Source organism: Haloplanus sp. CK5-1, assembly GCF_037201915.1.
GTDB classification, from domain to species: Archaea; Halobacteriota; Halobacteria; order Halobacteriales; family Haloferacaceae; genus Haloplanus; species Haloplanus salilacus.
Window position 1 is genome coordinate 2,847,981 of sequence record NZ_CP147505.1, and the last position, 21,768, is coordinate 2,869,748.

Annotated in this window: 29 protein-coding genes and 1 tRNA gene; 16 read left to right on the forward strand and 14 right to left on the reverse strand. The window is 67.5% G+C overall.

Translation table 11 applies throughout. From position 1 onward, the window contains the following. From NBT81_RS15065 to NBT81_RS15110, 10 genes are all read left to right on the forward strand, one after another. A complete protein-coding gene (locus NBT81_RS15065; protein ID WP_338739652.1) occupies window positions 1-756 on the forward strand; it encodes a DNA-directed RNA polymerase subunit D in 756 nt (251 codons plus the stop codon). A gap of 136 nt (window positions 757-892) precedes the next feature. Next, window positions 893-977: transfer RNA gene (locus tag NBT81_RS15070), tRNA-Leu, on the forward strand. 20 nt (window positions 978-997) lie between these two features. Further along, a complete protein-coding gene (locus tag NBT81_RS15075) occupies window positions 998-1,348 on the forward strand; it encodes a 50S ribosomal protein L18e (protein ID WP_338739653.1) in 351 nt (116 codons plus the stop codon). Further along, on the forward strand, window positions 1,345-1,782 hold the full coding sequence (locus NBT81_RS15080; RefSeq protein ID WP_338739654.1) for a 50S ribosomal protein L13: 438 nt from the start codon (window positions 1,345-1,347) through the stop codon (window positions 1,780-1,782). Before NBT81_RS15075 ends, NBT81_RS15080 begins: the two co-directional genes overlap by 4 nt. Further along, window positions 1,776-2,174, forward strand: coding sequence for a 30S ribosomal protein S9 (locus NBT81_RS15085; protein ID WP_338739655.1), 399 nt, complete (start codon window positions 1,776-1,778; stop codon window positions 2,172-2,174). The genes NBT81_RS15080 and NBT81_RS15085 overlap by 7 nt, the downstream gene beginning before the upstream one ends. Before the next feature lie 12 nt (window positions 2,175-2,186). Then, window positions 2,187-2,378 carry a DNA-directed RNA polymerase subunit N gene (locus NBT81_RS15090; RefSeq protein ID WP_338739656.1) on the forward strand — a complete coding sequence of 64 codons (192 nt, stop codon included), beginning with the start codon at window positions 2,187-2,189 and terminating at the stop codon, window positions 2,376-2,378. Next, a complete protein-coding gene (locus tag NBT81_RS15095) occupies window positions 2,375-2,554 on the forward strand; it encodes a DNA-directed RNA polymerase subunit K (RefSeq protein ID WP_338739657.1) in 180 nt (59 codons plus the stop codon). Before NBT81_RS15090 ends, NBT81_RS15095 begins: the two co-directional genes overlap by 4 nt. Beyond that, entirely contained in the window at window positions 2,551-3,756 is a 1,206-nt protein-coding gene (gene eno, locus NBT81_RS15100) for a phosphopyruvate hydratase (protein ID WP_338739658.1), read from the forward strand. Before NBT81_RS15095 ends, eno begins: the two co-directional genes overlap by 4 nt. Then, window positions 3,753-4,532 carry a 30S ribosomal protein S2 gene (gene rpsB / locus NBT81_RS15105; RefSeq protein WP_338739659.1) on the forward strand — a complete coding sequence of 260 codons (780 nt, stop codon included), beginning with the start codon at window positions 3,753-3,755 and terminating at the stop codon, window positions 4,530-4,532. The genes eno and rpsB overlap by 4 nt, the downstream gene beginning before the upstream one ends. 41 nt (window positions 4,533-4,573) lie before the next feature. Then, a complete protein-coding gene (locus NBT81_RS15110) occupies window positions 4,574-5,548 on the forward strand; it encodes a zinc-dependent metalloprotease (protein WP_338739660.1) in 975 nt (324 codons plus the stop codon). Window positions 5,549-5,551: 3 nt separating this feature from the next. On the opposite strand, the gene NBT81_RS15115 is transcribed toward NBT81_RS15110, so the two are convergent. The 4 genes from NBT81_RS15115 to NBT81_RS15130 form a co-directional block, all read right to left on the reverse strand. Continuing rightward, on the reverse strand, window positions 5,552-5,773 hold the full coding sequence (locus tag NBT81_RS15115) for a hypothetical protein (RefSeq protein ID WP_338739661.1): 222 nt from the start codon (window positions 5,771-5,773) through the stop codon (window positions 5,552-5,554). After that, a complete protein-coding gene (locus NBT81_RS15120) occupies window positions 5,773-6,156 on the reverse strand; it encodes a nuclear transport factor 2 family protein (RefSeq protein WP_338739662.1) in 384 nt (127 codons plus the stop codon). Before NBT81_RS15120 ends, NBT81_RS15115 begins: the two co-directional genes overlap by 1 nt. Window positions 6,157-6,219: 63 nt before the next feature. Then, window positions 6,220-7,872: an NADH-quinone oxidoreductase subunit D gene (locus NBT81_RS15125; RefSeq protein ID WP_338739663.1), complete on the reverse strand. Its 1,653-nt coding sequence runs from the start codon at window positions 7,870-7,872 to the stop codon at window positions 6,220-6,222. Window positions 7,873-7,881: 9 nt separating this feature from the next. Beyond that, window positions 7,882-8,472 carry an isoprenylcysteine carboxylmethyltransferase family protein gene (locus tag NBT81_RS15130; protein WP_338739664.1) on the reverse strand — a complete coding sequence of 197 codons (591 nt, stop codon included), beginning with the start codon at window positions 8,470-8,472 and terminating at the stop codon, window positions 7,882-7,884. 84 nt (window positions 8,473-8,556) lie between these two features. Between NBT81_RS15130 and NBT81_RS15135 the strand changes: the two genes are divergently transcribed. Continuing rightward, complete coding sequence (locus NBT81_RS15135; RefSeq protein WP_338739665.1) at window positions 8,557-9,210, forward strand: helix-turn-helix domain-containing protein; 654 nt, start codon at window positions 8,557-8,559, stop codon at window positions 9,208-9,210. Here NBT81_RS15135 and phoU read toward each other — a convergent pair. From phoU to NBT81_RS15160, 5 genes are all read right to left on the reverse strand, one after another. Next, window positions 9,199-9,882 carry a phosphate signaling complex protein PhoU gene (gene phoU / locus NBT81_RS15140; protein WP_338739666.1) on the reverse strand — a complete coding sequence of 228 codons (684 nt, stop codon included), beginning with the start codon at window positions 9,880-9,882 and terminating at the stop codon, window positions 9,199-9,201. The genes NBT81_RS15135 and phoU overlap by 12 nt on opposite strands. 74 nt (window positions 9,883-9,956) lie before the next feature. Further along, complete coding sequence (gene pstB / locus NBT81_RS15145) at window positions 9,957-10,832, reverse strand: phosphate ABC transporter ATP-binding protein PstB (protein ID WP_338739667.1); 876 nt, start codon at window positions 10,830-10,832, stop codon at window positions 9,957-9,959. A 10-nt stretch (window positions 10,833-10,842) separates the two neighbouring features. Next, window positions 10,843-12,441 carry a phosphate ABC transporter permease PstA gene (gene pstA, locus NBT81_RS15150; RefSeq protein WP_338739668.1) on the reverse strand — a complete coding sequence of 533 codons (1,599 nt, stop codon included), beginning with the start codon at window positions 12,439-12,441 and terminating at the stop codon, window positions 10,843-10,845. Window position 12,442: 1 nt separating this feature from the next. Next, on the reverse strand, window positions 12,443-13,402 hold the full coding sequence (gene pstC, locus NBT81_RS15155; protein WP_338739669.1) for a phosphate ABC transporter permease subunit PstC: 960 nt from the start codon (window positions 13,400-13,402) through the stop codon (window positions 12,443-12,445). Window positions 13,403-13,455: 53 nt separating this feature from the next. Next, window positions 13,456-14,460: a PstS family phosphate ABC transporter substrate-binding protein gene (locus NBT81_RS15160; RefSeq protein WP_338739670.1), complete on the reverse strand. Its 1,005-nt coding sequence runs from the start codon at window positions 14,458-14,460 to the stop codon at window positions 13,456-13,458. A 307-nt stretch (window positions 14,461-14,767) separates the two neighbouring features. On the opposite strand from NBT81_RS15160, the gene NBT81_RS15165 reads away from it, so the two are divergent. Further along, entirely contained in the window at window positions 14,768-15,769 is a 1,002-nt protein-coding gene (locus NBT81_RS15165) for a PhoU domain-containing protein (RefSeq protein WP_338739671.1), read from the forward strand. On the opposite strand, the gene NBT81_RS15170 is transcribed toward NBT81_RS15165, so the two are convergent. Then, window positions 15,766-16,137: a 30S ribosomal protein S8e gene (locus tag NBT81_RS15170; RefSeq protein ID WP_338739672.1), complete on the reverse strand. Its 372-nt coding sequence runs from the start codon at window positions 16,135-16,137 to the stop codon at window positions 15,766-15,768. The two genes, NBT81_RS15165 and NBT81_RS15170, sit on opposite strands and share 4 nt — an antisense overlap. 152 nt (window positions 16,138-16,289) lie before the next feature. Between NBT81_RS15170 and NBT81_RS15175 the strand changes: the two genes are divergently transcribed. The 3 genes from NBT81_RS15175 (at window position 16,290) to NBT81_RS15185 (ending at window position 18,148) form a co-directional block, all read left to right on the forward strand. Further along, a complete protein-coding gene (locus tag NBT81_RS15175; protein WP_338739673.1) occupies window positions 16,290-17,207 on the forward strand; it encodes an NAD-dependent epimerase/dehydratase family protein in 918 nt (305 codons plus the stop codon). Between the two features lie 91 nt (window positions 17,208-17,298). After that, window positions 17,299-17,757, forward strand: a complete 459-nt coding sequence (locus NBT81_RS15180) for a DUF2240 family protein (RefSeq protein ID WP_338739675.1) — start codon at window positions 17,299-17,301, stop codon at window positions 17,755-17,757. 25 nt (window positions 17,758-17,782) lie between these two features. Continuing rightward, window positions 17,783-18,148 carry a hypothetical protein gene (locus NBT81_RS15185; protein ID WP_338739677.1) on the forward strand — a complete coding sequence of 122 codons (366 nt, stop codon included), beginning with the start codon at window positions 17,783-17,785 and terminating at the stop codon, window positions 18,146-18,148. On the opposite strand, the gene NBT81_RS15190 is transcribed toward NBT81_RS15185, so the two are convergent. Beyond that, window positions 18,145-18,801: an HAD family hydrolase gene (locus NBT81_RS15190; protein WP_338739678.1), complete on the reverse strand. Its 657-nt coding sequence runs from the start codon at window positions 18,799-18,801 to the stop codon at window positions 18,145-18,147. The two genes, NBT81_RS15185 and NBT81_RS15190, sit on opposite strands and share 4 nt — an antisense overlap. Before the next feature lie 88 nt (window positions 18,802-18,889). On the opposite strand from NBT81_RS15190, the gene NBT81_RS15195 reads away from it, so the two are divergent. Beyond that, window positions 18,890-20,146: a DNA double-strand break repair nuclease NurA gene (locus tag NBT81_RS15195; RefSeq protein ID WP_338739679.1), complete on the forward strand. Its 1,257-nt coding sequence runs from the start codon at window positions 18,890-18,892 to the stop codon at window positions 20,144-20,146. Here the strand turns inward: NBT81_RS15195 and NBT81_RS15200 are convergent. From NBT81_RS15200 to NBT81_RS15210, 3 genes are read right to left on the reverse strand one after another with little or no spacing between them, the layout of a single operon-like run. Further along, complete coding sequence (locus NBT81_RS15200) at window positions 20,143-20,481, reverse strand: DUF7113 family protein (protein ID WP_338742569.1); 339 nt, start codon at window positions 20,479-20,481, stop codon at window positions 20,143-20,145. The genes NBT81_RS15195 and NBT81_RS15200 overlap by 4 nt on opposite strands. A gap of 58 nt (window positions 20,482-20,539) precedes the next feature. Beyond that, window positions 20,540-21,061, reverse strand: a complete 522-nt coding sequence (locus NBT81_RS15205; protein ID WP_338739680.1) for a hypothetical protein — start codon at window positions 21,059-21,061, stop codon at window positions 20,540-20,542. Continuing rightward, window positions 21,058-21,594 (reverse strand): DUF7344 domain-containing protein, encoded by a 537-nt coding sequence (locus tag NBT81_RS15210; protein ID WP_338739681.1) that lies wholly within the window; start codon window positions 21,592-21,594, stop codon window positions 21,058-21,060. Before NBT81_RS15210 ends, NBT81_RS15205 begins: the two co-directional genes overlap by 4 nt. Window positions 21,595-21,768: the final 174 nt, after the last annotated feature.

The following is a 21,768-nucleotide window of genomic DNA, read 5'->3' on the forward strand; positions in this document are numbered from 1 at the left end:
ATGGTCGCCGACTTCGAGGTCGAGTTCGTCGAACGCGACGACCGGAACGCACGCTTCCTCGTCAGAGGGGAGGGCGTTACGCCGGCCTTCGCCAACGGCATCCGCCGGGCGATGATCGCCGACGTGCCGACCTTCTCCATCGACACCGTCCGGTTCGTCGAGAACTCGTCGGTGATGTTCGACGAGATGATCGGCCTCCGTCTGGGGCTGGTGCCGCTGACGACCCCGCTCGACGACTTCGAGACGGGCGAGACGGTGACGCTGGCGCTGGACGTCGAGGGTCCGGCGACGGCCTACTCGGGGGACATCGAAACCTCCGATTCGATGGTCGAACCGGCCGACGACGACATCCCGATCATCGAACTCAAGGAGCAACAGCGGATCGAACTCGAGGCCGACGCGGTGCTCGACCGCGGCCGCGAACACGCCAAACACCAGGGTGGCGTGGCCGTCGGCTACCGACACCTGCAACGCGTCGAGGTCGTCGGCGACGCGGGCGAGTTCGACGACGGCGAACCGAACATCCTGCGCGGGGTCATCGAGACGGAAGACGGCGAACTCGTCGCCACCGACGAGTTCGATCACGACCTCACGAAGCGATACCCGGGCAAGGAGATCGAACTACACGACGTCCCCGACGCGTTCGTCTTCCACGTAGAGACGGACGGGTCGTTCAGCGTCGAGGAACTGGTCACGCGCGCCGCCGAGTCGATCGGCGACCGCGCGGCGGAACTGGAATCGAAAGTCGCAGTCTGAACGCGAGGACCCCAAATGCCCCGACACCCACACCCGTCGACGCCCGCCCGACCGGTCGCCCACAGCGGCGCGACCGCGACGCGCGGGCCGGGGACCGAAAGTGGTTTGAAGGGGCGACGGATACTGCGCAGTGCGTGCAGGGATAGCCAAGTCAGGCCAACGGCGCAGCGTTCAGGGCGCTGTCCCATAGGGGTCCGCAGGTTCAAATCCTGCTCCCTGCACTCCCTTTTGGAGGTAGACAATGAGTAAGACGAATCCGAGACTCAATAGTCTCATCGCCGAGTTGAAGGCGGTTTCCCGCGAGTCCGGTGCCGGAGTCTGGCAGGACGTCGCGGACCGCCTGGAGAAGCCACGGCGCACCCACGCGGAGGTCAACCTCGGGCAGATCGAACGCTACGCCCGCGAAGAGGAGACCGTCGTCGTCCCCGGCAAGGTGCTGGGGAGCGGTGTGCTCGAAAAAGAAGTAACGGTCGCCGCTGTCGACTTCTCGTCGACGGCGCGACGGAAGATCGAACAGGTCGGTGACGCCCAGGGATTGGACCACGTCGCCGAAGCGAACCCCGAGGGATCGAACGTGCGGGTGATCCGATGAGTCTCGCCGAGTTCGACGCCGACGTGGTCGTCGACGCCCGGGACTGCATCATGGGCCGGGTCGCCAGCGAGGTGGCCCAGCGCGCCCTCGACGGCGACCGGGTCGCCGTCATCAACGCCGAACACGCGGTCATCACCGGCAACGAGGAGTCCACGATGGAGACCTACCGCAAGCGCGCGGAACTGGGCTCCGACAGTGGGCCGTACTACCCCAAGCGGCCGGACCGCATCTTCAAGCGGTCGATCCGCGGCATGGTGCCGTACAAGAAGCCGCGTGGTCGCGAGGCCTTCGAGAACGTCCGCGTCTACGTCGGCAACCCCTTCGACGAGGACGGCGACGTGCTCGAAGGGACGTCGCTGAACCGGCTCTCGAACATCAAGTTCGTCTCGCTTGGAGACGTCTCCGAACAACTGGGAGCGAACGTCACATGGTAACCAACACGAGCGGCAAGAAGAAGACGGCCGTCGCCCGCGCGACCGTGCGCGACGGCGAGGGTCGTGTCCGAATCAACTCCCGACCCGTCGAACTGATCGACCCGGAGATGTCCCGCCTGAAGATGCTGGAGCCGTTCCGCATCGCTGGCGACGACCTCCGGGACGGCGTCGACATCGACGTGTCGGTCTCCGGCGGCGGCTTCGCCGGCCAGGCCGACGCGGTGCGAACCGCCATCGCACGCGGGTTGGTGCAACACTACGGCGACGCCGAACTCCGGAGCGCGTTCATGGAGTTCGATCGGTCGCTACTGGTCAACGACGTGCGCCAGTCCGAACCCAAGAAGTGGGGCGGCCCCGGCGCACGGGCCCGCTACCAGAAGTCCTACCGCTGAGGTGATCCACCTATGATGATTCCGGTCCGGTGTTTCACGTGCGGGAAGGTCATCGGCGAACACTGGGAGGAGTACCAGGCCCGACTCGACGAGGGCGAGGACTCCGCCGACGTGCTCGACGACCTGGGCGTGACCCGGCACTGCTGTCGACGGATGTTCGTCTCGCACAAGGACCTGGTCGACGTGGTCTCCCCCTACCAATGAGCCAGGGACGCTACAACCGCTACGAGAAGGCGCGGATCCTCGGGGCGCGAGCCCTGCAGGTGTCCTACGGCGCGCCGGTGCTCGTCGACACGGAGCAAAGCGAGCCGATCCTCGTCGCGGCCGAGGAGTACGACGCCGGCGTGTTGCCCTTCACGGTCAGGCGGGAGGGCAAATGACGCTGATTCGCTCGGTGAGCCTGCGCCGCGTCCTCGACTCTCGGGGGAACCCGACGGTCGAGGCGGACGTGCTGACGGAGTCCGGCGGCTTCGGCCGCGCGGCCGCACCGAGCGGTGCCTCCACCGGCGAGTACGAGGCGATCGAACTGCCGACGGGCGAGGCAATCGCCGCGGCACGCACGCACGCGGTTCCCCGCCTCGTCGACGAGGTCCACGCGGGCAACCAGCGCGACGTGGACGCCGCCCTGCGCGGTGCGGACGGTACCGACGACTTCTCCGAGATCGGGGCCAACAGCGCGGTTGCCATCTCGATGGCGGCCGCGAAGGCCGCGGCGGACGTGCTCGGTGCCCCCCTCTTCCAACACCTCGGTGGCACGTTCCGGGGCGACGACTTCCCGGTCCCGCTGGGGAACGTCCTCGGTGGCGGCGAACACGCGAAGGCCGCGACCCACATCCAGGAGTTCCTCGCCGTTCCTTACGGCGCGCCGAGCGTCTCGGAGGCCGTCTTCGCCAACGCCGCGGTCCACGACCGGATCGGCGACCTGCTTGACGAGCGGGGGATTCCGGCCGGCAAGGGCGACGAGGGGGCGTGGGCTCCCGCGGTCACGGACGCCGAAGCGTTCGAACTCGTCGCCGAGGCGACCGACGACGTGGCCGCGGACGTCGGCTTCGACGTGGCGGTCGGTCTCGACGTGGCGGCGTCGGAACTGTACGACGCCGAGAGCGGGGTCTACCGCTACGGCGACGTCGAGCGGACGCCCGACGAACAGGTCGACTACGTCGCCGGACTCGTCGACGAGTACGAACTCGCGTACGTCGAGGACCCCGTCGAGGAGGACGACTTCGACGGCTTCGCCGACCTGACCGATCGGGTCGGCGACCGGACGGTCCTCTGTGGCGACGACCTCTTCGTCACCAACGTCGACCGCCTGCAGCGGGGCATCGACGAGGGGGCGGGCAACGCCATCCTCGTCAAGCCCAACCAGATCGGCACGCTCTCCGACGCGGTCGACGCGGTGGAGCTGGCGACCCGCAACGGGCTGGAGGTCGTCGTCTCCCACCGCTCGGGCGAAACCGAGGACACGACCATCGCACACCTCGCCGTCGCGACCGGCGCCCCCTTCATCAAGACGGGGACCGTCGGCGGCGAGCGAACCGCCAAACTCAACGAACTCATCCGCATCGCGGAGGACGCAGTATGACAGACAACGATAACGAACTCGAAACCCCAGACGACGGCGAAAACGAGGCGGCCGACGCCGACTCCGACGCCGACGCTGTGGAGGAACCGACCGCCGAGGCGGCCGACGAGGCGGCCCCGGTCGAGACAGACGCCGACGACGAGGTCGAGGAGGACGACGCGTCGCCGTTCGACGAGGACGTGATGCCCGACGACGAGGCCGACCTCCTCATTCCGGTCGAGGACTACCTCGGGGCGGGTGTCCACATCGGGACCCAACAGAAGACCCAGGACATGGATCGGTTCATCCACCGCGTCCGCGACGACGGCCTCTACGTGCTGGACGTGAGCCAGACGGATTCGCGCATCCGGACGGCCGCGGACTTCCTAGCGAACTACTCGCCCGAGCAGGTCCTGGTGACCTCCTCGCGGCAGTACGGCCGGTTCCCGGCCGAGAAGTTCGCCGAGGCCATCGGGGCACGCGCCCGCACCGGACGGTTCATCCCGGGGACGCTCACCAACCCCGACTACGACGGCTACATCGAACCCGACGTGGTCGTCGTCACCGACCCCATCGGCGACGCGCAGGCGGTCAAGGAGGCCATCACGGTCGGCATCCCCGTCATCGCCATGTGTGACTCGAACAACCAACTGAGCAACGTCGACCTCGTCATCCCGACGAACAACAAGGGCCGACGTGCCCTGTCGGTCGTCTACTGGTTGCTGGCAAACGAGACGCTCGACCGGCGCGGCGCCGAACCCGGCTACGCCCTCGACGACTTCGAGGCCGGCATCTGAGCGCACGGAAACGTTTTCAGTCGCAGTCGACTTCTTCCGACATGAATCTCCTTCGGAGCGTCAGAGCCGTCACCGGCGCGTCGGGCGACGGCTTCGTCGACTGGCAGGCGGTCGCCGAGGCGGCGAAGTCGGGTACCGAACCGGGATCACTCGATCTGAGCGACGCCGACCGGTCGGGGTACGCCGCCGACGTGCGCGAGGCCCGGCGACGACTCCAGACGCTCGGCGGCGTCGAGTTCGATCTCCCCGAGACGATCGAGATACAGAACCGCCACCACTGGATCGACGAGAACGTCGACACGTTCCGCCGGGTGATGGCTCCCGTTGAGCCCGGAACCGGTGGCGGGCCGGTCGGCCCGGCGCTGTCCGGCCTCTCCCGGGTCGTCAACACCGGCACACTCACGGTGATGATGGCGTTTCTCGGTCGGAACGTCCTCGGCCAGTACGACCCCCTCCTCCTGGCGGACGCCGATCCCGGCGAACGTGACCACGCACTCTACTTCGTCCACCCGAACATCGTCGACGTGGCGAGCGCCCTCGACGTCTCACTCCCGCGCTTTCGCCGCTGGATCGCCTTCCACGAGGTGGCCCACGCCGCCGAGTTCGGGGCCGCGCCGTGGCTGCCGACCCACCTCGAAGACCGTTTGGAACGCGGTCTAGACGCCCTCGCGGCCGGAGGACTGGACCGGGAGGCGTTCGCCGAACTCGACGCCGCGATGACCGCCGTCGAGGGGTACGCCGAACTGTTGATGGACCGGGCGTTCGACGACGACTACGCCGACCTGCGGGCGAAACTCGACGCCCGCCGGCAGGGTGGTGGCCCGGTCGCACGCCTGACCCGGCGACTGCTCGGTCTCGGGTTGAAGCGACGGCAGTACGAGCGTGGGGCCGACTTCTTCCGGGTCGTCGCCGACGCCCGCGGCATCGACGGTGCGAGCGTCGTCTGGGAGCGCCCGGAGAACCTGCCGACCGACGCGGAACTCGACGATCCCGAACGGTGGCTGGCGCGGGTCTGACGGTCAGCGCGTCCGCCGCCACTCCGCGCCGACGGAGACGAGATACCACAGGAGCACGCCCCCGACGGCGAGACCGACGGCGAGAGCGACGAGTACCTGTACCGTCGTCGCGCCGCCGGCGAGGGCGACGAGGCCGGCCGAGGCGCCGACGAGACCGACGAACCCGAGTTTGAGTCGACGGGACGCGACCCGTCGCTTCTCCTCGGAGAGGCTCGGGCCGACCATCAGCCGTCGACGTACGGCGTGCTCACGTGCATGCCGACGAACAGCCAGTCCCCGTCGTCCCCACGCCGTTCGAGCGACCCGCTCCATCGGGTCGAGAGGTCGTACTCGTGGTCGCGGGTCGTGTCGGTCCACGCCATGCGCACCGAGTCCGAGAAGTGGGCGTGGTCGTCGTCGCCGACCACCCGGAGCGCCCGGCTCTCGACGGTCCAGTTCTCGGTCGTCCGGGTCTGGGTCCGGAGGCCGTCCTCGATGGCGTCGTACCCGACAAGTCGCTCGCCGACGCCGAACTTCACCACGTTCGGTCGCTCCGCGAAGTACGGGTAGAGGGGGTCGCCCCGGCGGAGCGCCCCGTAGTAGTCTCGGATCGTCTCCTCCGCGTTCATGCGACGAGCGTCGCCCCGAGAGGGGTTAACTCTTTCAGCCCCGACCCGCCGGAACCGGTCACGTCATCGGTCGACTTCGCCCATTATCGTATCGAGGCTCCCGAGTGTCGCGATGAGGTCGGGGACGTACTCACCGTTGGACATCTCCGGAAGCGCCTGCAGGTTGGAGAACGACGGGCCTCGAATCTTGAACCGGGCGGGTTTCTCGCTTCCGTCGGCGCGAATGTAGATGCCGAGTTCGCCTTTCGCAGCCTCGACGGCGCGATAGGTCTCCGTATCGTCGGCCGGCCGGATCGTCCGTGGGACGTTCGACTGGATCGTCCGCTCGTCTGTCGGCCAGTCCTCCAAGAGGTCGACGCACTGCTCGATGATCTTCGCGGACTCTTCTATCTCTCGGAGACGGACGAGCAACCGAGCGTAGTTGTCACAGCCGTCATCGGTGACGACGTTCCAGTCGAGTTCGTCGTAGTAGCCGTACGGGTCGTCACGGCGGAGGTCGTAGTCGATGCCCGACCCCCGGGCGACCGGGCCGGTACAGCCGTACTGCTTGGCTACCTCCGGTGGCAGGACGCCCGTATCGACGGTGCGCATCTGCAGGATTTCGTTGGCCGTGAGGAGGTCGTGATACTCCTCCAGCCGTGCGGGGAGGTCGTCGAGGAACGCGCGAACCTGCTGGACGAACTCCTCCCGGGGTTCGGGTAGGTCCCAGACGACCCCACCGAGACGGAAGTAGTTGAACATCAGGCGCTGGCCAGTCAGCTCTTCGAGGATGTTCTGCACCGACTCGCGGTCCTCGATGGCGTACATGAACGTGGCGGTGAAGTCACCGACTACGTCGAGGGCGTAGGTTCCGACTGCGAGCAGGTGCGAGAGAATACGCGACAGTTCCGCACTCATCGTCCGAACGATCCGCGCGTATTCGGGGACCTCGATGTCCGCGAGGTCCTCCGCGGTGCGAGCGTAGGCCCACTCGTTCAGTAGTCCCCCGCCACCCCAGTCCCAGCGATCCGGATACGGCATGATCTGGTACCGGTACGTCCCCGACTGGGCCATCTGTTCTTCACACCGATGGATGTAGCCGATGTCCGGGTCCACGTCGACGACCTGTTCGCCGTCGAGGACGGCTTCGAGGTGTAACACGCCGTGGGTCGCCGGGTGATGGGGACCGACGTTGAGAAACATCGTCTCCCCGCGTTGGTCGTCGTCTTCGATCGGATTCGCGTTCTCGTCGTAGCGGACGACTTGTGGCCGGTTCCGATCGTAGTCGCGGGAGAGCGGGTGACCCTGCCAGGTTTCGGGCAGGAGGATACGGCGCAGGTCGGGGTGGTCTTCGTACTCGATGCCGACGAGGTCGTAGGCCTCCCGCTCGTGCCAGTTCGCCGTCTCGTAGACCGAACACCCGCTCTCGGAGACCGGCGCCGACGTCGGCGCTGGGACGACGACGCTCACCTCGTCGGTGGGGTCGTCGTACCTCCTGAGGTGATAGATGGTCTCGTAGCGGTTCTCGTACTCCTGAGCGGTGACACAGGAACAGTGGTCGAAGCCGGCCGCCTCGCGGAGCGTCGACAGCGCCGCCTGAACCTCGTCGGGACGAACGACGAACGCGGGGGCGTTCAGGTGGACGTCACGGCCGACCGCGTACGGGGCCAGCAAGTCGGCGAGGGACTCGTCGGTCGCGAGCGATCCGAGCCGTGGTTCCGGACTCCGTGCCGTCATGAGTGGGAATCAGTTCGGCAGTTCGTCGTCCTCGGTCCCGGAGAGTGTGGACAGGTCGACGAACCGTGGGACTCGGTCGGCGTACCGGTCGTAGGCGTCGCCGAACGCCGCGCGCAGGTGTGGCTCCTCGGCGCGGGGGAGTAGTAGGACCCAGCCGGCGTGGACGGCAGCGAGTCCCGCCACGAGCGACGAGTCGACCGCGAGCGCGAACCCGCCCACGCCGACGATCATGCCGAGGTACTGCGGGTTTCGCGTGTAGGCGTACGGGCCGTCGGTGTAGAGGTCGCCGGTCACGCCCATCGTCTCCGCGGCGTTCATCGCCCGTGCCCCCCAGACGAAGACGGCGGTACCGAGGATGGCCGCGAGAAGGCCCAGTGACGACGCGGGAGCGGGCAGCCCCCACGCGCCGAAATCGAGGACGGCGGTCCCCAGGAGTGCCACGTTGAAGAGTCCGACGAGCGTCCAGTGGCAGTAGTACGCGGGCGTCCGGTCGCCGGGTGGCCACCACTCGTGATCGGTCAGGAGTGTTCCGAGGACGATGACGTACACGCCGGCGGCGGCGACCAAGCCAACCCCGAACGCGAGTTGTGTCGGTGTCATACGGGTCGGAACTAGGTGGGACGCCCCGAGTCGTGACTGCCTCACACCCGGGGCTTTTATTTATACGACCGGAACGTCGGCCCGATGAAGTACGTCGACCTGTGCATCCACCACGAGCCGGAGACGCTCCACCCGATGCACGCCTTCGAGATGAACCACGAGGGAATCGAGCGTGCGTCGCTCCACCACTGGAACACGGTGCTCGACGGGACGAACACCATGGTGTTTCGCGTTCGGGGCGATCCCGATCCGTTCCGAGCGAAACTCGACTCGCGGGACGCGACGGTGGCGTACAGTCTCTCCGAGGCGGTCGACGGGGTCTTCTACTGCTGTGTCCGTGACCACGCGACCGACGCCGACCGGGACTACATCGAGGCGTTCGCCCGCGGGACGCTCGTGGTGGTGCCGCCGGTGTCGTTCAATCCGGACGGAACGACGGAGCTGACGTTGGTCGGGACGCCGGCGGACGTCGACGCCGCCGTCGAAGGGTTACCCGACGGCCTCCGGGCGACGGTGCGCTCGGTCGGGCCGTACCGGCGGCGTGCGGGGCCGACGACCCCACGGCTCACCGATCGCCAGCGCGAGGCCGTCGCGGCCGCCGTCGACTGTGGGTACTACGACTCGCCGCGCCGCGGATCAGTCGCCGACGTGGCGGCCGAACTCGGCGTCTCGTCGGGAACCGCGGCCGAACATCTCAGAAAAGCGGAGGCGGCGGTGATGGGGGCGTTAGTAGAGTAGTTCGTCGTCGTTCTCGACCATGTAGAGCGTGCGGGCGGCGACGTTGACGGCGTGGTCGCCGACTCGCTCCAGGTCCCGGATGGTGAGCAGGAGTCGGGAGACGTCCTGCATGAGCGACTCGATGTCCTCGTCGGTCTCGTCCTCGCCGAGGTAGTCGCCCTCGATCAGGTCGCGGACGACGAGTTCGCTCGCGGCCTCACACATCGCGTCCACCTCCTCGTCACGGTCCGCGACGGCGAAACACTGCTCGACGCTCTCGTTGGCGTACGCCTCCATCGCCATCTCGAGCATGTCGAGTGTCTCCCGCCCGATGCGTTGCATGTCCACGTCCGGGAAGAGGTCGCGCTGGGCGTCGAGGGTGTACTCCCCGAGGTTCACCGCCAGGTCGGCGATGCGCTCTAGGTCGGTGATGATCTTGAACGACGCCGCGATGAAGCGCAGGTCGCTCGCGACCGGTTGCTGGAGAGCGATGAGGTCGACACACTCCCCCTCCAGTTCGAGATACATGTCGTTGACCTCGTGGTCGCCCTCGATCACGCTCCTCGCGAGGCGTTCGTCCTTCCGCTCCAGGGCGTCGAGACCCTCCCGGAGCCGCTCCGCGACCACCTCGCTCATGTACAGTACGTCGTCGCGGAGGTCCTCCAGCGACGACTGATAGTCCGTTCGCGCCATACAGCCCTACTCGGTGTCGACTCCCCTAAGCGTTGTCCCCCCGTCAACGCTCACGCCGTCGGTGCCGTGTACGATCAGCCGAACTTGCCGGTGATGTAGTCCTCGACGCGCTGGCTGTCGGGGTTCTCGAAAATCTTCCCGGTGTCGTCGAACTCGACGAGTTCGCCGCCCGTGAGGAAGACGGCCGTCTTGTTCGAGATGCGCGCGGCCTGTTGCATGTTGTGGGTGACGATGACGACCGTGTACTCCTCGGCGAGTTCGGTGATGAGGTCCTCGATCTGGGAGGTCGCGACGGGGTCGAGCGCCGAGGCGGGTTCGTCCATCAGGATCACCTCGGGGTCGGGCGCGATGGCGCGTGCGATACAGAGGCGCTGCTGTTGTCCCCCCGAGAGTTCGAGCCCGGACTGGTCGAGCTGGTCTTTGACCTCGTCCCACAGCGCCGCCCGCTTCAGCGACTCCTCGACGATTTCGTCGTAGTCGCCCTCCTTGTTCTGGATCTTCAGGCCGTAGGCGACGTTGTCGTAGATGCTCTTGGGGAAAGGGTTGGGCGTCTGGAACACCATTCCGACCCGGCGGCGCAGCGCCACGGGGTCGACGTCGTCGTCGTAGACGTTCTTCCCGCGCAGGTGGAGGTCGCCCTCGACGCGGGCGGCGTCGATCATGTCGTTCATGCGGTTGATACACCGGAGGAACGTCGACTTGCCACAGCCGGAGGGACCGATCATGGCCGTCACCTGCTTCTCAGGGATGTCGAGTGTGATGTCCTGCAGGGCCTGGTCGTCGTTGTACCAGACGCTGACGTTCTCGGCGCTGACGACGGTGTCGCGCTGCATCGTCGCGCCCGAGGACGTGACGCTCTCGCTCACGTCCGTCCCGGCGACCATGTCGTCTGTCGTCGGGTCGTCGGTCGATTCGTCGGCGGCGAACTCCTGGTCCGTGTTGTCTGTCATGGTGTCGGTCTCACTGGTCGTTTTGGTACTTGTTGCGCAGTACGATGGCGATGGAGTTCATACTGAGCAGGACGACGAGAAGGACGACGACGCCCGCCGGGACGGCCGCCTGATAGAAGGGGTCGCTGGCGAAGAGGCTGGCCCACGCGTACACCTGCAAGGGCATGGCGCTCACCTTCGACGAGAACTCCGTCGGGAGCGAGAAGAGGACGTTCGGCGCGCCGATCATGATGAGCGGGGCCGTCTCGCCGATGGCCCGGCCGAGCGCGAGGATCGTTCCCGTCAGGATGCCGGGGAACGCCCGCGGGAGGACGACGTTCTTGATCGTCTGCCACCGGGTCGCACCGATCCCGTAGGAGGCCTGGCGCATCTCGTCGGGGACGCTCCGGAGCGCCTCGCGGGCGGAGATGATGACGATGGGGAGGATCAACAGCGCGAGCGTCGCGCCGCCGATGAGGACGGTACCGGTGGGTTGGCCGAGGTAGGTGACGAACACGCCGAGACCGAGGAGGCCGTACACCACCGAGGGGACGCCCGCGAGGTTGGAGATGTTCACGTCGATGAAACGGGTGAACCGGTTGTCGGGGGCGTACTCCTCCAGATACACCGCCGCGCCGACGCCGAGGGGAAAGGAGAGCGCCGCGACGGTCACCATCAGCAGGATCGACCCACCGATGGCCGGGTAGAGACCGGCGTCGGCGGCGGTGCCGCTGTGGGCGCTCGTGAGAAAGCCCCAGTCGACCCACGACTGCGGGCCGGCGAAGCCCAGGATGTCGACGGCGACGGCGCCGAGGAGCGCTCCCCCGAGGATGACGCCCGCGAACGCGAGTCCCGGTCGCCGGTTCGCGTGACGGCGGACCGTCCCGACGGCGTAGCCGCCGGTCGGGAGGACGGCCACGGAGAGCAGGACCGTCGCCGGGACCGGATCGACGCCGATCAGCGGTCCGGCGTACGATCCGGCCGCGACGAGGGCGAGGCCGACGCCGACGGCGAGGACCCTCCCCCGGCGGCTGGCGTCGCCCGCGGCGTAGCGCCCGACGATCAGCGCGATGGGTGCGCCGAGCGACGCCGTCAACAACAGGCCGTCGGTGGGGTAGACGGGGAGCGACCGGACGACTCCGGGGACGAGCCACAGCGACAGGACGGCGACGGCCCCGGCGACGACGAACCGGACGAGGAAGGGGAGTCGGCGGTCGAAGCGTTCCATCGCGACGACGCCGGCCAGCGAGATCGCGAGCGCGAGGACGTAGCCGAACCAGGTTATCGGCCGGACGATGTCGACGAAGATCATCGCGGCGCCGCCGGCGAACATGGTGCTGACGGCCAGCGCGCCGACGACGCCCCCGCCGAACTTGAACGAGGCCGGATCGGTCCGCAGGAGGTAGCCCCCGACGGCGAGGGTGGGGACGACCAGCGTCAAAAAGAAGGTGAGGTGCCAGCCCGGATCGGCGGTCAGCGGCTGGATCGCGTCGTTGGCGACGTAGATCAGGAGGACGGTCAGCGCGACGATACCGAACAGCGTCGCCGCGAGCAGGAGATACCGAAAAACGACCCCGACGGTTCGGCTGACGTGTCCGAACCCCTCTATCTCGCCCGATTCGGTCGCCATCTCAGTACTCCTCCCGGTAGCGTTGTGCGACCAGGTCGCTGATGACGTTCATGACGAGCGTGATGACGAAGAGGGTGAGGCCGATGGCGAAGAGGCTCCGGTAGGCGACGCCGCCGCCGGTGACGTCGCCGGTCAGCAGATTCACCATGGCGGCGGTCATCGGCAGCGCACCCTCCAGATAGCCGGCCGGGTTCAGCGGGTTGATCAGGTTTGCCTGGGAGCCGGCGGCGACGGTGACGGCCATCGTCTCGCCGATGGCCCGCGAGAGAGCGAGGATAAACGAGGAGAAGATGCCCGAGAGGGCGGCGGGGACGACGATGCCGACGGAGACGTCGAACTTTGTCGCGCCCATCCCGTACCCGGCCTGTCTGAGCGAGTCGGGGACGGCCGACATCGCGTCCTCGCTGATCGAGGCGACCATCGGGATGATCATGATTCCGACGACGATGCTGGCCGAGAGCATGTTGAACGTGCCCAACCCGGGGATGATCGTCCGGAGCGCCGGGGTGATGTAGACGACGGCGAAGAAGCCGTAGACGACCGTCGGGACGCCGGCGAGCACCTCCAATGCGGGCTTCAACACCGACTGCGCCCGCGGGCTGGCGTACTCGCTGAGGTAGATTGCGGTGGCGACGCCCAACGGCAGTGCGACGACGGCCGACCCGATGGTGATGGCGAGCGTCGCCGAGACGAGCGGCAACACGCCGAACTGTTCGTTGTTGATGATCCACTCCGTCCCGGTGAAGAAGTCGACGGCCGAGGCGGTCGGTCCCTCGACGCCCATGAGCGGGGCGGTCACGGTGAAGAACTTGGCCGCCTCGGTGGTCAGCAGGACGATGATGCTGATCGTCGTGACGATGGACAGCACCGCACACAGGAAGAAAAACGAGCGTGTCAGAAGCTCCTGTGGCGCGTTCTCCGTCCGTTGGGTCAGATCCCTGGTCAGGTCGTCCGTACTCATCTAGCGTGTGGTCGGTCTTGCGCTCGGGCGAAAAACTCTTCGTTCGGCCGTCGTCAACCCTGTGCGTTCTCGATGGCCGTCTCCAGTCGATCCATCGCCTCGGACTGTGCGTCCTCGTTCAGCGGGACGTACCCCACCTCGTCGGCGATGATCTCCTCGCTGGTCGCGTTCTCGAGCCAGAAGCGCGCGAACTCGGCGACGTGTTCCTCCGAGAGTGCCTCCTGTTTGGGGTAGGTGAACAGCGGTCGCGAGAGCGGGGTGTACTCGCCGGTGCGGGCGTTCTCCAGCGAAGGCTCGACACAGCCGCTCCCGTCGTCGATACCGACGGCCTTGACGCGGTCGGTGTTCTGGGAGTAGTAGGCGAAGCCGAGGTAGCCGATGGCGGCCTCCGACCCCTCGATGCCCTGGATGATCGTGCGGTCCTGTTCCGTCGCCGAGTAGTCCTGGCGGTGGTTCCCCTCCTCGCCGAGGATCGACTCGATGAAGTAGTCGTAGGTACCCGACGCGTCGGTCGGGCCGTACAGTTCGAGTTCCCGATCGGGCCAGTCGGAGTTCACGTCGCTCCACGTCGTCGGCGGATCCTCCGCCGACCAGATCGCCGCGAGTTCGTCGGTCGTCATACAGTCGACCCAGTCGGCCTCGTTGTTGACGACGACCGTCAGCGCGTCCGTCGCGACGGTGAGTTCGACGGGCGTGATCCCGTTCTCGGAGCACGACTGCTCCTCCTCGGAGCGGATCGGCCGCGAGGCGTTGTTGAAGTCCGTCCGTCCGGGACAGAAGTGGTTCGCGAAGCCGCCGCCGGAGCCGGTCGACTGGATGTTGATGTCGACCTCGGAGTGTTCGGACTCGAAGCGTTCGGCCATCGCCGTCGCCACCGGGAACACCGTCGAACTCCCGGCGATGTCGATGGTGCCCGAGAGGCCGTCGCCACCACTGCCGTCGCCGCCGTCGCCACCGCCGCTCTGAGTACAGCCGGCCAACCCGATGACGCCGGCCGATCCGGCCGCAGCGAGAAGCCGTCGACGCGTCGTGGATCCGTTCGTGGATGTCTCCGTCATCACCGGATCGTCACCGGCACCGCCGTAAGTACCCTTCTATGATAACTATATAGATATACGTTCGCCAACCGATGACGGGGGACGCATCGGACGACGCGAGTTCCGGGTGACCGGATGGACCGCGGTGCGCCAGAACGTGGCGAAATACGGCAGTAAAGGGGCTCAGTCCGGCCGTGTGGGGTACTCGTCTCGGTATTCGTCCGATCGACCTCCGCCTGCCACCGGCGATCCGAGACCGTGGACCACGATCGTTCGGAAATATATAGATATGGAAGGACTTATTTTCCCCGAGTGAGCCCCCACGAGTATGGTCGAGACCCGAAAGGTGCAGGTGACCGGCGGATCGACGTACACGGTGTCGATTCCGAAAGAGTGGGCGACCGAGAACGACGTCTCCGCCGGCAGCGAAGTGGCCTTCTATCCCGAAGGGGACTCGCTGTTCATGACGCCCCGGACCGGCGACGACCGGACGGAAGGAACCCTCGACGTGGGCGACCTCGACGGGGAGGAGTTGATCCGCGCCGTGATGACGATGTACGTCAGCGGGTTCGACATCATCGGCTTGGAGAGCGCCCGGATCACGACCGACCAGCGCCGGACGATCAGGGAGGCGACCCAGAGCCTCGTCGGCCTCGAAGTCTTGGAGGAGACGCGGGACAGGGTGGTGATCCGCGACCTGCTCGACTCCTCGGAACTCTCGATCAACAACGCGGTCACGCGGATGCGACTGATCGCGCTCTCGATGCTCGACGACGCCGTGCGGTCGCTGGTCGACCTCGATACGGATCTGGCTCGCGACGTCATTCAGCGTGACGACGACGTGGATCGCCTGTGGATGGTCGTCTCGCGCATCTTCCGTGCGACGCTCCGGAGTCCCCGTGCGGCCGAGGAACTGGGCGTCACCCGCGAGGTGTGTTTCGACTACCAATCCGCAGCCCGACAGCTCGAACGGATCGCCGACCACGCGACGAAGATCGCTCACCTCGCACTCGAGTTCGACGAGCAACTCCCCGAGGAGGTGACCGACGCATTGTTGGAACTACACGACGACGCGGCGTCGGTCACCGACTTGGCGATGGACGCGCTCTTTCTCGACGACAGCGAGGAGGCGACCAGACAGGCCAACCGGGCCCGCGAGTCGGTCCAAGATATCGACGCCCACGCCCGATCCATCGACGAACTCCTCCGGGAGCTCGACCCGGCGCGGGCGCAGTTGCTCGGACTGGTCGTCGACTCCCTGTCGCGCAGCGCGGACTACGGAGGTAACATCGCTGAAACGGGATTGCAGAAGGCCGCACCCACGCCTTAATCCAGCAGGACGGCGTTGACTTGGCCGGTCTGGCCGGGCCGGGAGGTGACGCGCGCTCGGCCGGCACTCGTCTCGATGATCGCGCCCTTCGTGACGATGTTTCGGCGGGCGTAGTTGGTGTTCGCGGGGTTCTCGGTGACGTTCTCGATTTCGGCCTCGACCGTCTCTCCGCCGTCGGCGACGTGGGCGACGTTCGTCGCGAGCGCCCGCGTCTTCGTCCCGTTGCCGCGGGCGTCGATGGTCTGGAACCGGGGGTCGCCGACCGTCGTCTCCGCCGGCTGGCGGCCGAGCTGGTAGCGCTTCTTGTTTCGGAACGGCCGGAGGCGGCCGCCCGTTCGCTTCCGTGTCGAGCGTCCCTGATCTTTCATACCGTCATCCAGTCCAAGCAGCTACTTGAATCGCTCGGAACACGCGGCACACCGGCCACGGTCATCGAGCGCAGCCGCGCCGATCGGGGGTTCCAGCCGTGGACGGCGGAGAATTACGAAAACACATAACGCCGGGGGTCGATGTTGGCTCCATGGACGGCAAGCGCGTGTTGGTCACCGGCGGTGCGGGATTCATCGGATCGAACGTCGCGAACGAACTGGCCGAGCGAAACGACGTCGTCGCCATCGACGACGGCTACCTCGGCACGCCGGAGAACCTCGACGACGCGGTCGAGTTCCACGAGCGGAGCGTCCTCGAGGACGACCTGCCCACGGACGTTGACGTCGTCATCCACCTCGCGGCGCTGTCGTCGTACGCCATGCACGAGGACGACCCCTGTCAGGGAGCACGGGTGAACGTCGAGGGGTTCGTCAACACCGTCGATCAGGCCCGTGCGGACGGATGCGGGACGGTGGTGTACGCGTCGACCTCCTCGATCTACGGCAGTCGCACCGAGCCCTCGCCCGAGGACATGCCCGTCACGACGAATACGGGCTACGAGGCGTCGAAACTCGCACGCGAGCGCTACGCCGAGTACTTCGGGAACCACTACGACATGAACATGGCCGGCCTCCGATTTTTCTCCGTGTATCAGGGCTACGGCGGCGCCGAGGAACACAAAGGCGAGTACGCCAACGTCATCGCCCAGTTCGCCGACGACATCGCCAACGGCCAGTCGCCAAAACTCTACGGCGACGGCACCCAGACCCGAGATTTCACCCACGTCGACGACATCGTCCGCGGTGTCGAACTGACCGCGGAGCACGAACTCACCGGCATCTACAACCTCGGCACCGGCGAGAGCTACAGTTTCAACACCGTCGTCGAGATGCTCAACGACGAACTCGGGACGGACGTCGATCCGGAGTACGTCACGAACCCCATCCCCGAGGACGTCTACGTCAGCGACACCTGCGCCGACCCGACCAAGATCGAAACTGCGGCGGGGTGGACCCCGCGGATCGACTTCGAGGAGGGGATTCGGCGAGTCTGCGCGCAGTACGAGTGACGGAGCCCTCGATTCCGACCCGAGATGGAGGTTCGCTCCCGGCTGAGACCGTATCCAAACGCTTAGTGGGTCGGTCGACGCCACGTTCACCATGAGCCTCGAGGTAGCCGTTGCGGTGCCCTTCCGTGACCGTGGCGGATCGCGACTCGGCGAGGGGGAGTTCGTCGTCGCCCTCTCGCTGGACCGCGACTGGTTTACACCCGACCAGGCCAAACGCCTCGTCGACGTGGCGGTCGGTCGTGGGCTCCTCGCACGCGACGATGACGACCTCGTGGCCGAGTTCGACCCCGCGACCGTCACCGTCCCCGACGGCTTCGTCCCCGACGAGTCCGTCCTCCACGAGCAGTCAACCTTCGAGCGTGTCCTCTCGGCACTGGTCGATGCCGGCGTCGAGAAACAGGCGGCGGTGGCCGCGATCAACGAGCGCCAGCGCGAGTCGGGGCTCACCATCGAAGCCGCGGCCATCCTCTACGCCCGCAAGCGGGATGTCGACGTCGACGCCGCCGCCGACCGCGTCTTGGCCGACCTCCGGAGCGACGGGGAGCGTTGAAACGGCTTCGCGCCGTACACCCCCTATGGTCGATACCGAACTCGCCGACGGCGTCCGGATCGCGCAGTTGCTGGCCTCGGATCTCGTCGGACACGACGGCGCGCTCGCTGGCGTGACGGTGACCGACGCCGACCCCGAGGTCGACCCGACGGTCGACGGTCGGCGGGCCTACGTCGTCCGCGACGACGGGGGCCCGCTGGCGACGGTCTTCGTCCACCCCGAGCGGATCCGGATCGAGTTCCGTGAGGGCCACGAGCCGGTCGCCGACGCCGCCGCCGCCGCGGGTCTGCGGGTCCGCCCGAAGGCGACCGATCCACCGCGGACGCTCGTGTTCGTTGAGTCCGGCGCGGGGGTCAAACGCGCGTTGCAGGTCGTCGAGGCTGCCACTTAACGCTCCGCGAGGATCGCCGGCAACCGATCGGCCAACTCCGAGCGGTCGACGTGTGCGACCGCATCGGGGTCGGGCGACGGACCACCGGGGTAACACACCTGCACCGCGTCGAGGCCCGCCGCAGTCGCACCCCGTACGTCGGCGTCGACGTCGTCCCCGACGTACACCGTCGCCTCCCGGTGGACGTCGAGTCGGTCGACGAGGGCGTCGAACGCCGTCCGATCGGGTTTGCCGGCCGACAGTTCGCCGGTGACGAGCGTCGCGTCGAAGGCGCCGGTCCAGCCCAGCGCCCGGAGTTTCGACCGCTGGGCGACGACCGGGCCGTTCGTCAGCAGACCGACTCGGTAGCGCTCGCGCAGGGTCGCGAGCAGGGCCTCGACGCCCGGAACGGGCGTCAGCGACGCGTTCACCCGCTCGCGGTACGCGCGTGCGAGGTCGGCGGCCTCGACCGCCTCGACGCCGTCGAGCAGTCGCTCGAAGACGGGTTCGCGACTCCGCGCGGTCAGGTTGTCTGCGTGGGCGGACAGGTACGCCTCCCGCGAGCGCGGCGGGGCGCCGACGGCCGCCAGTGCCTCCGAGAGGAGCGTCTCGCGGTCGACGCCCGTGACGGCGAGCGTGTCGTCGAGGTCGAACGCCACCGCGGCGGTGTCCATACCGACCGTACGCGTGCGAGCGGCATCAGGATGCCGTCTCCCGACGGCACGACCCACTCTATTTGTCCCTGCGGTCGGTGGGTAGCCTATGACACTCGATCCGGTCCACGTCGACGGGATCGCCGACATCGCCGGTGTCCTCGCACACCGGGTCGACTCCACCAACCACGACGACCTGGCGCGCACGGCGTTCGAGGAGTGGCTCGACCCCCTCCGCGTCGACGGGCGGACCGTCGTGGCCCCCCTCGGCGAGCGCCGTCTGCGGTCGGTGCCCGTCGACGACGTGGCGCTCGTCGACGCCCCTTACGCGACCGTCCACGGACTCGACTCGGGGACGATCAACCCGACGACGTTCAAGAACGGGCTGGTGTTGGACGTGGCCCACGCCGCGATGGCGGCCGAGCCGTCGGACCTCGACCTCCACCGCGCGCGGAGCCTCGTGACGACCGTCCACGCCAACGATCCGACGCTCTCGCTGGGCACCGACTGGGTGCGCCGCGACGAGGGGTACTTCCGGCGCAAGATCCTGCACGCGCCGCGGGTCAACCGCTACGCCGAGGGCGTCGTCCACGCCCTCTCGCTCTATCTCGCGGAGAGTGCCCACGCCCTCGAACACGCGGAGACCGTCGACGACTGTCTCCTCCTCGACGGCCCCCTCTACCCGAAGGAACTCCTCAACTGGCAGGACCGCGACGCCGAACTCGGGGCGCTCGCCACCGAGGCCAAACCCAGAGCCATCGTCGAGAACTACGTCCGCCTCGTCGAGCGACTCCTCGGTCGGGACGTCGCCGTCGCTGGCTTCGTCAAGAACCCCTCCGCGAAACTCATCACCCGGACGCTCCGCGAGAAGGGCGTCGACGCGCCGTGGGTCGACGACACCGCCTTCTTCACCCGCCTCCTCGACCCCGGCACAGGCACCGGCACCGGCACCGGCGACGACCGACCGACCGACCGACTCACGTTCACGAACTGGTTTTACTCCCGCGGCGGGTCGGATCGCACCCTCGCGGCCGACGGCGACGCCCTCGGCGTCGACAGAGCGCTGGACCCGGGCGACTACGAGGTCACGTTCTTCGTCGTCTACGACCCCCGCGAGGACCTCTGTTACCGGGTCGAGGCGCCCGCCGGCCTCACGCGCGACGCCGACGCCCGCGACCGACTCACCCGGCGGATCCTCCACGACGTGGCCGTCTCGCGGGGGCCACCCCCGGTCGTCGACCGGGCGGATTCGCTCGCGCGCATCGGCGTCGACGAGAAAGCGGCGCTCAGACGGACGTTCGAGGAGCGACTGGAGTCCGAATCCGTCCGCCGCTACGACGACGCTCGCTGGGACGAGGAGTACTAGTCGATCGGGTCTGCCTTCTCGACTTCGACCGTCACCGTCGATTCGGGGACGCCGACCCGCGCGAACTGGGTGCGGAGGTGTTCTTTCGCCGCCTCGACGGCCTGGTCCCGGGTGTCGAACCCGCGGGGCATCGGCGACTCGAAGGCGACCTGGATCTCCTCGCCGTCGATCCGGGTGGTCGACCCGCCGCTCTCGACCTCGTAGAACTCGTCGCAGACCCAGACGTAGGGGGCGTCCTCGTCGGGCGCCCCTTGGAACGAGGGCGCGCGCTCGCCGCGTTCGTACACCGTCCCGGTGAGCGTGGCGCCGCCGCCCGTCCCGCGGATCAGTAGCATCGCCGTTTCGTAGGGGAGCGAGACGTAAAAGACGTCCCCGACCGCTCCGAGCGTGGGCTCACCCGCCGCTCGGGCCGTCCGGGCAGTCGACTTCGTAGGTGGTGGTCCCACCCGAGACGCGGACGTCGGATCCGGTGGCTTCGACGAGTTCGACGGTGAGGCGGTCGGCCCCGGAGACGTTGCCGGCCGGCGGCGTCAGGCGGAGCGTCGGCCCCTCTGCCGTCCCGTACGACCCCTCGAAGGTGAGGTCGGTCGGACTGTTCGGTTCGACCGTTCGGTCCACGGTGTCGGTTGCTATCCCGACCGACCCTCCCGTCGCAGTCACCCTGACGCTGACCTCGGTGATGGTGATGTCGTCGGCGAACCGGTTCCGAACGAACGCCTCGTTGGCCCCGTTCGACCCCGTCCCACACTGCAGGTCGTCGGCGAACGCGACGTAGGCATCGCCGGTCGGTTCCGCGACGCCGACGAACGCGCCGTGGTCGCTCACCACCGCGTCGTAGCCTCCGACACCGAAGACCAACCCCACGACCACCAGCGCCCCGACGACGACGGCGAGACGGCGGCGGGACCCGGTCATCGCTCCGCTTCCGGTGGCGGTCCCTCGCCCCCGAGGCGCATGCCCTGCGTGCAGTACGTGTGGACGAGTGCGAGGACGCCGAGTGCGGTGACCGTGAAGACGCCACACATGACGTCCGTCATCCCCGCGAGCACCGGCACCCCGAGTCCGTGACCGAGCGTCACCAGTCCGGCCGTCCCGCCGACGCCGAGGTAGTAGAGGCTCCACGGGGCGTCGTACCGGTCGACGACTTCCAGATACACGTCGATGTCGTCTGCCGCGTCCGTGAGCGTCACCTCCCCGGCGCGACGGTCGAAGACGACCAGATCCAAGTCCTCCATCTTCGGGAGGTGGAACTGCTGGAGTGACGTGTACACGTTCTTCCGTGCGTCCGCCCCGACGGCCGCGACGTCGATACCGTTCTCCCACGCCGCGACGTGTTCGGCGAGCGTCCCCAGTCCGACACGCGAGTCGGTCCGCCTCAGGTAGTGGATGACGAACCGGCGTCTCCGGTTCCGCAGTACTTCGTAGACGTCGTCCCGTGGTAGGCTCACCCTTAGTTCCCTCCTCTAGCCGGGTTACGATACTCGGCTTCGCATACAAGTAACTATCGCTGACAGGTTCGACGACCGAGTCGATCCAGCCAACGGTAAGCGGGTCTTACCGACCGTTCGACCGGTGGTGTCCCGATTCACACACTCTTTTCTCGACTTCAACAACCGCACTAC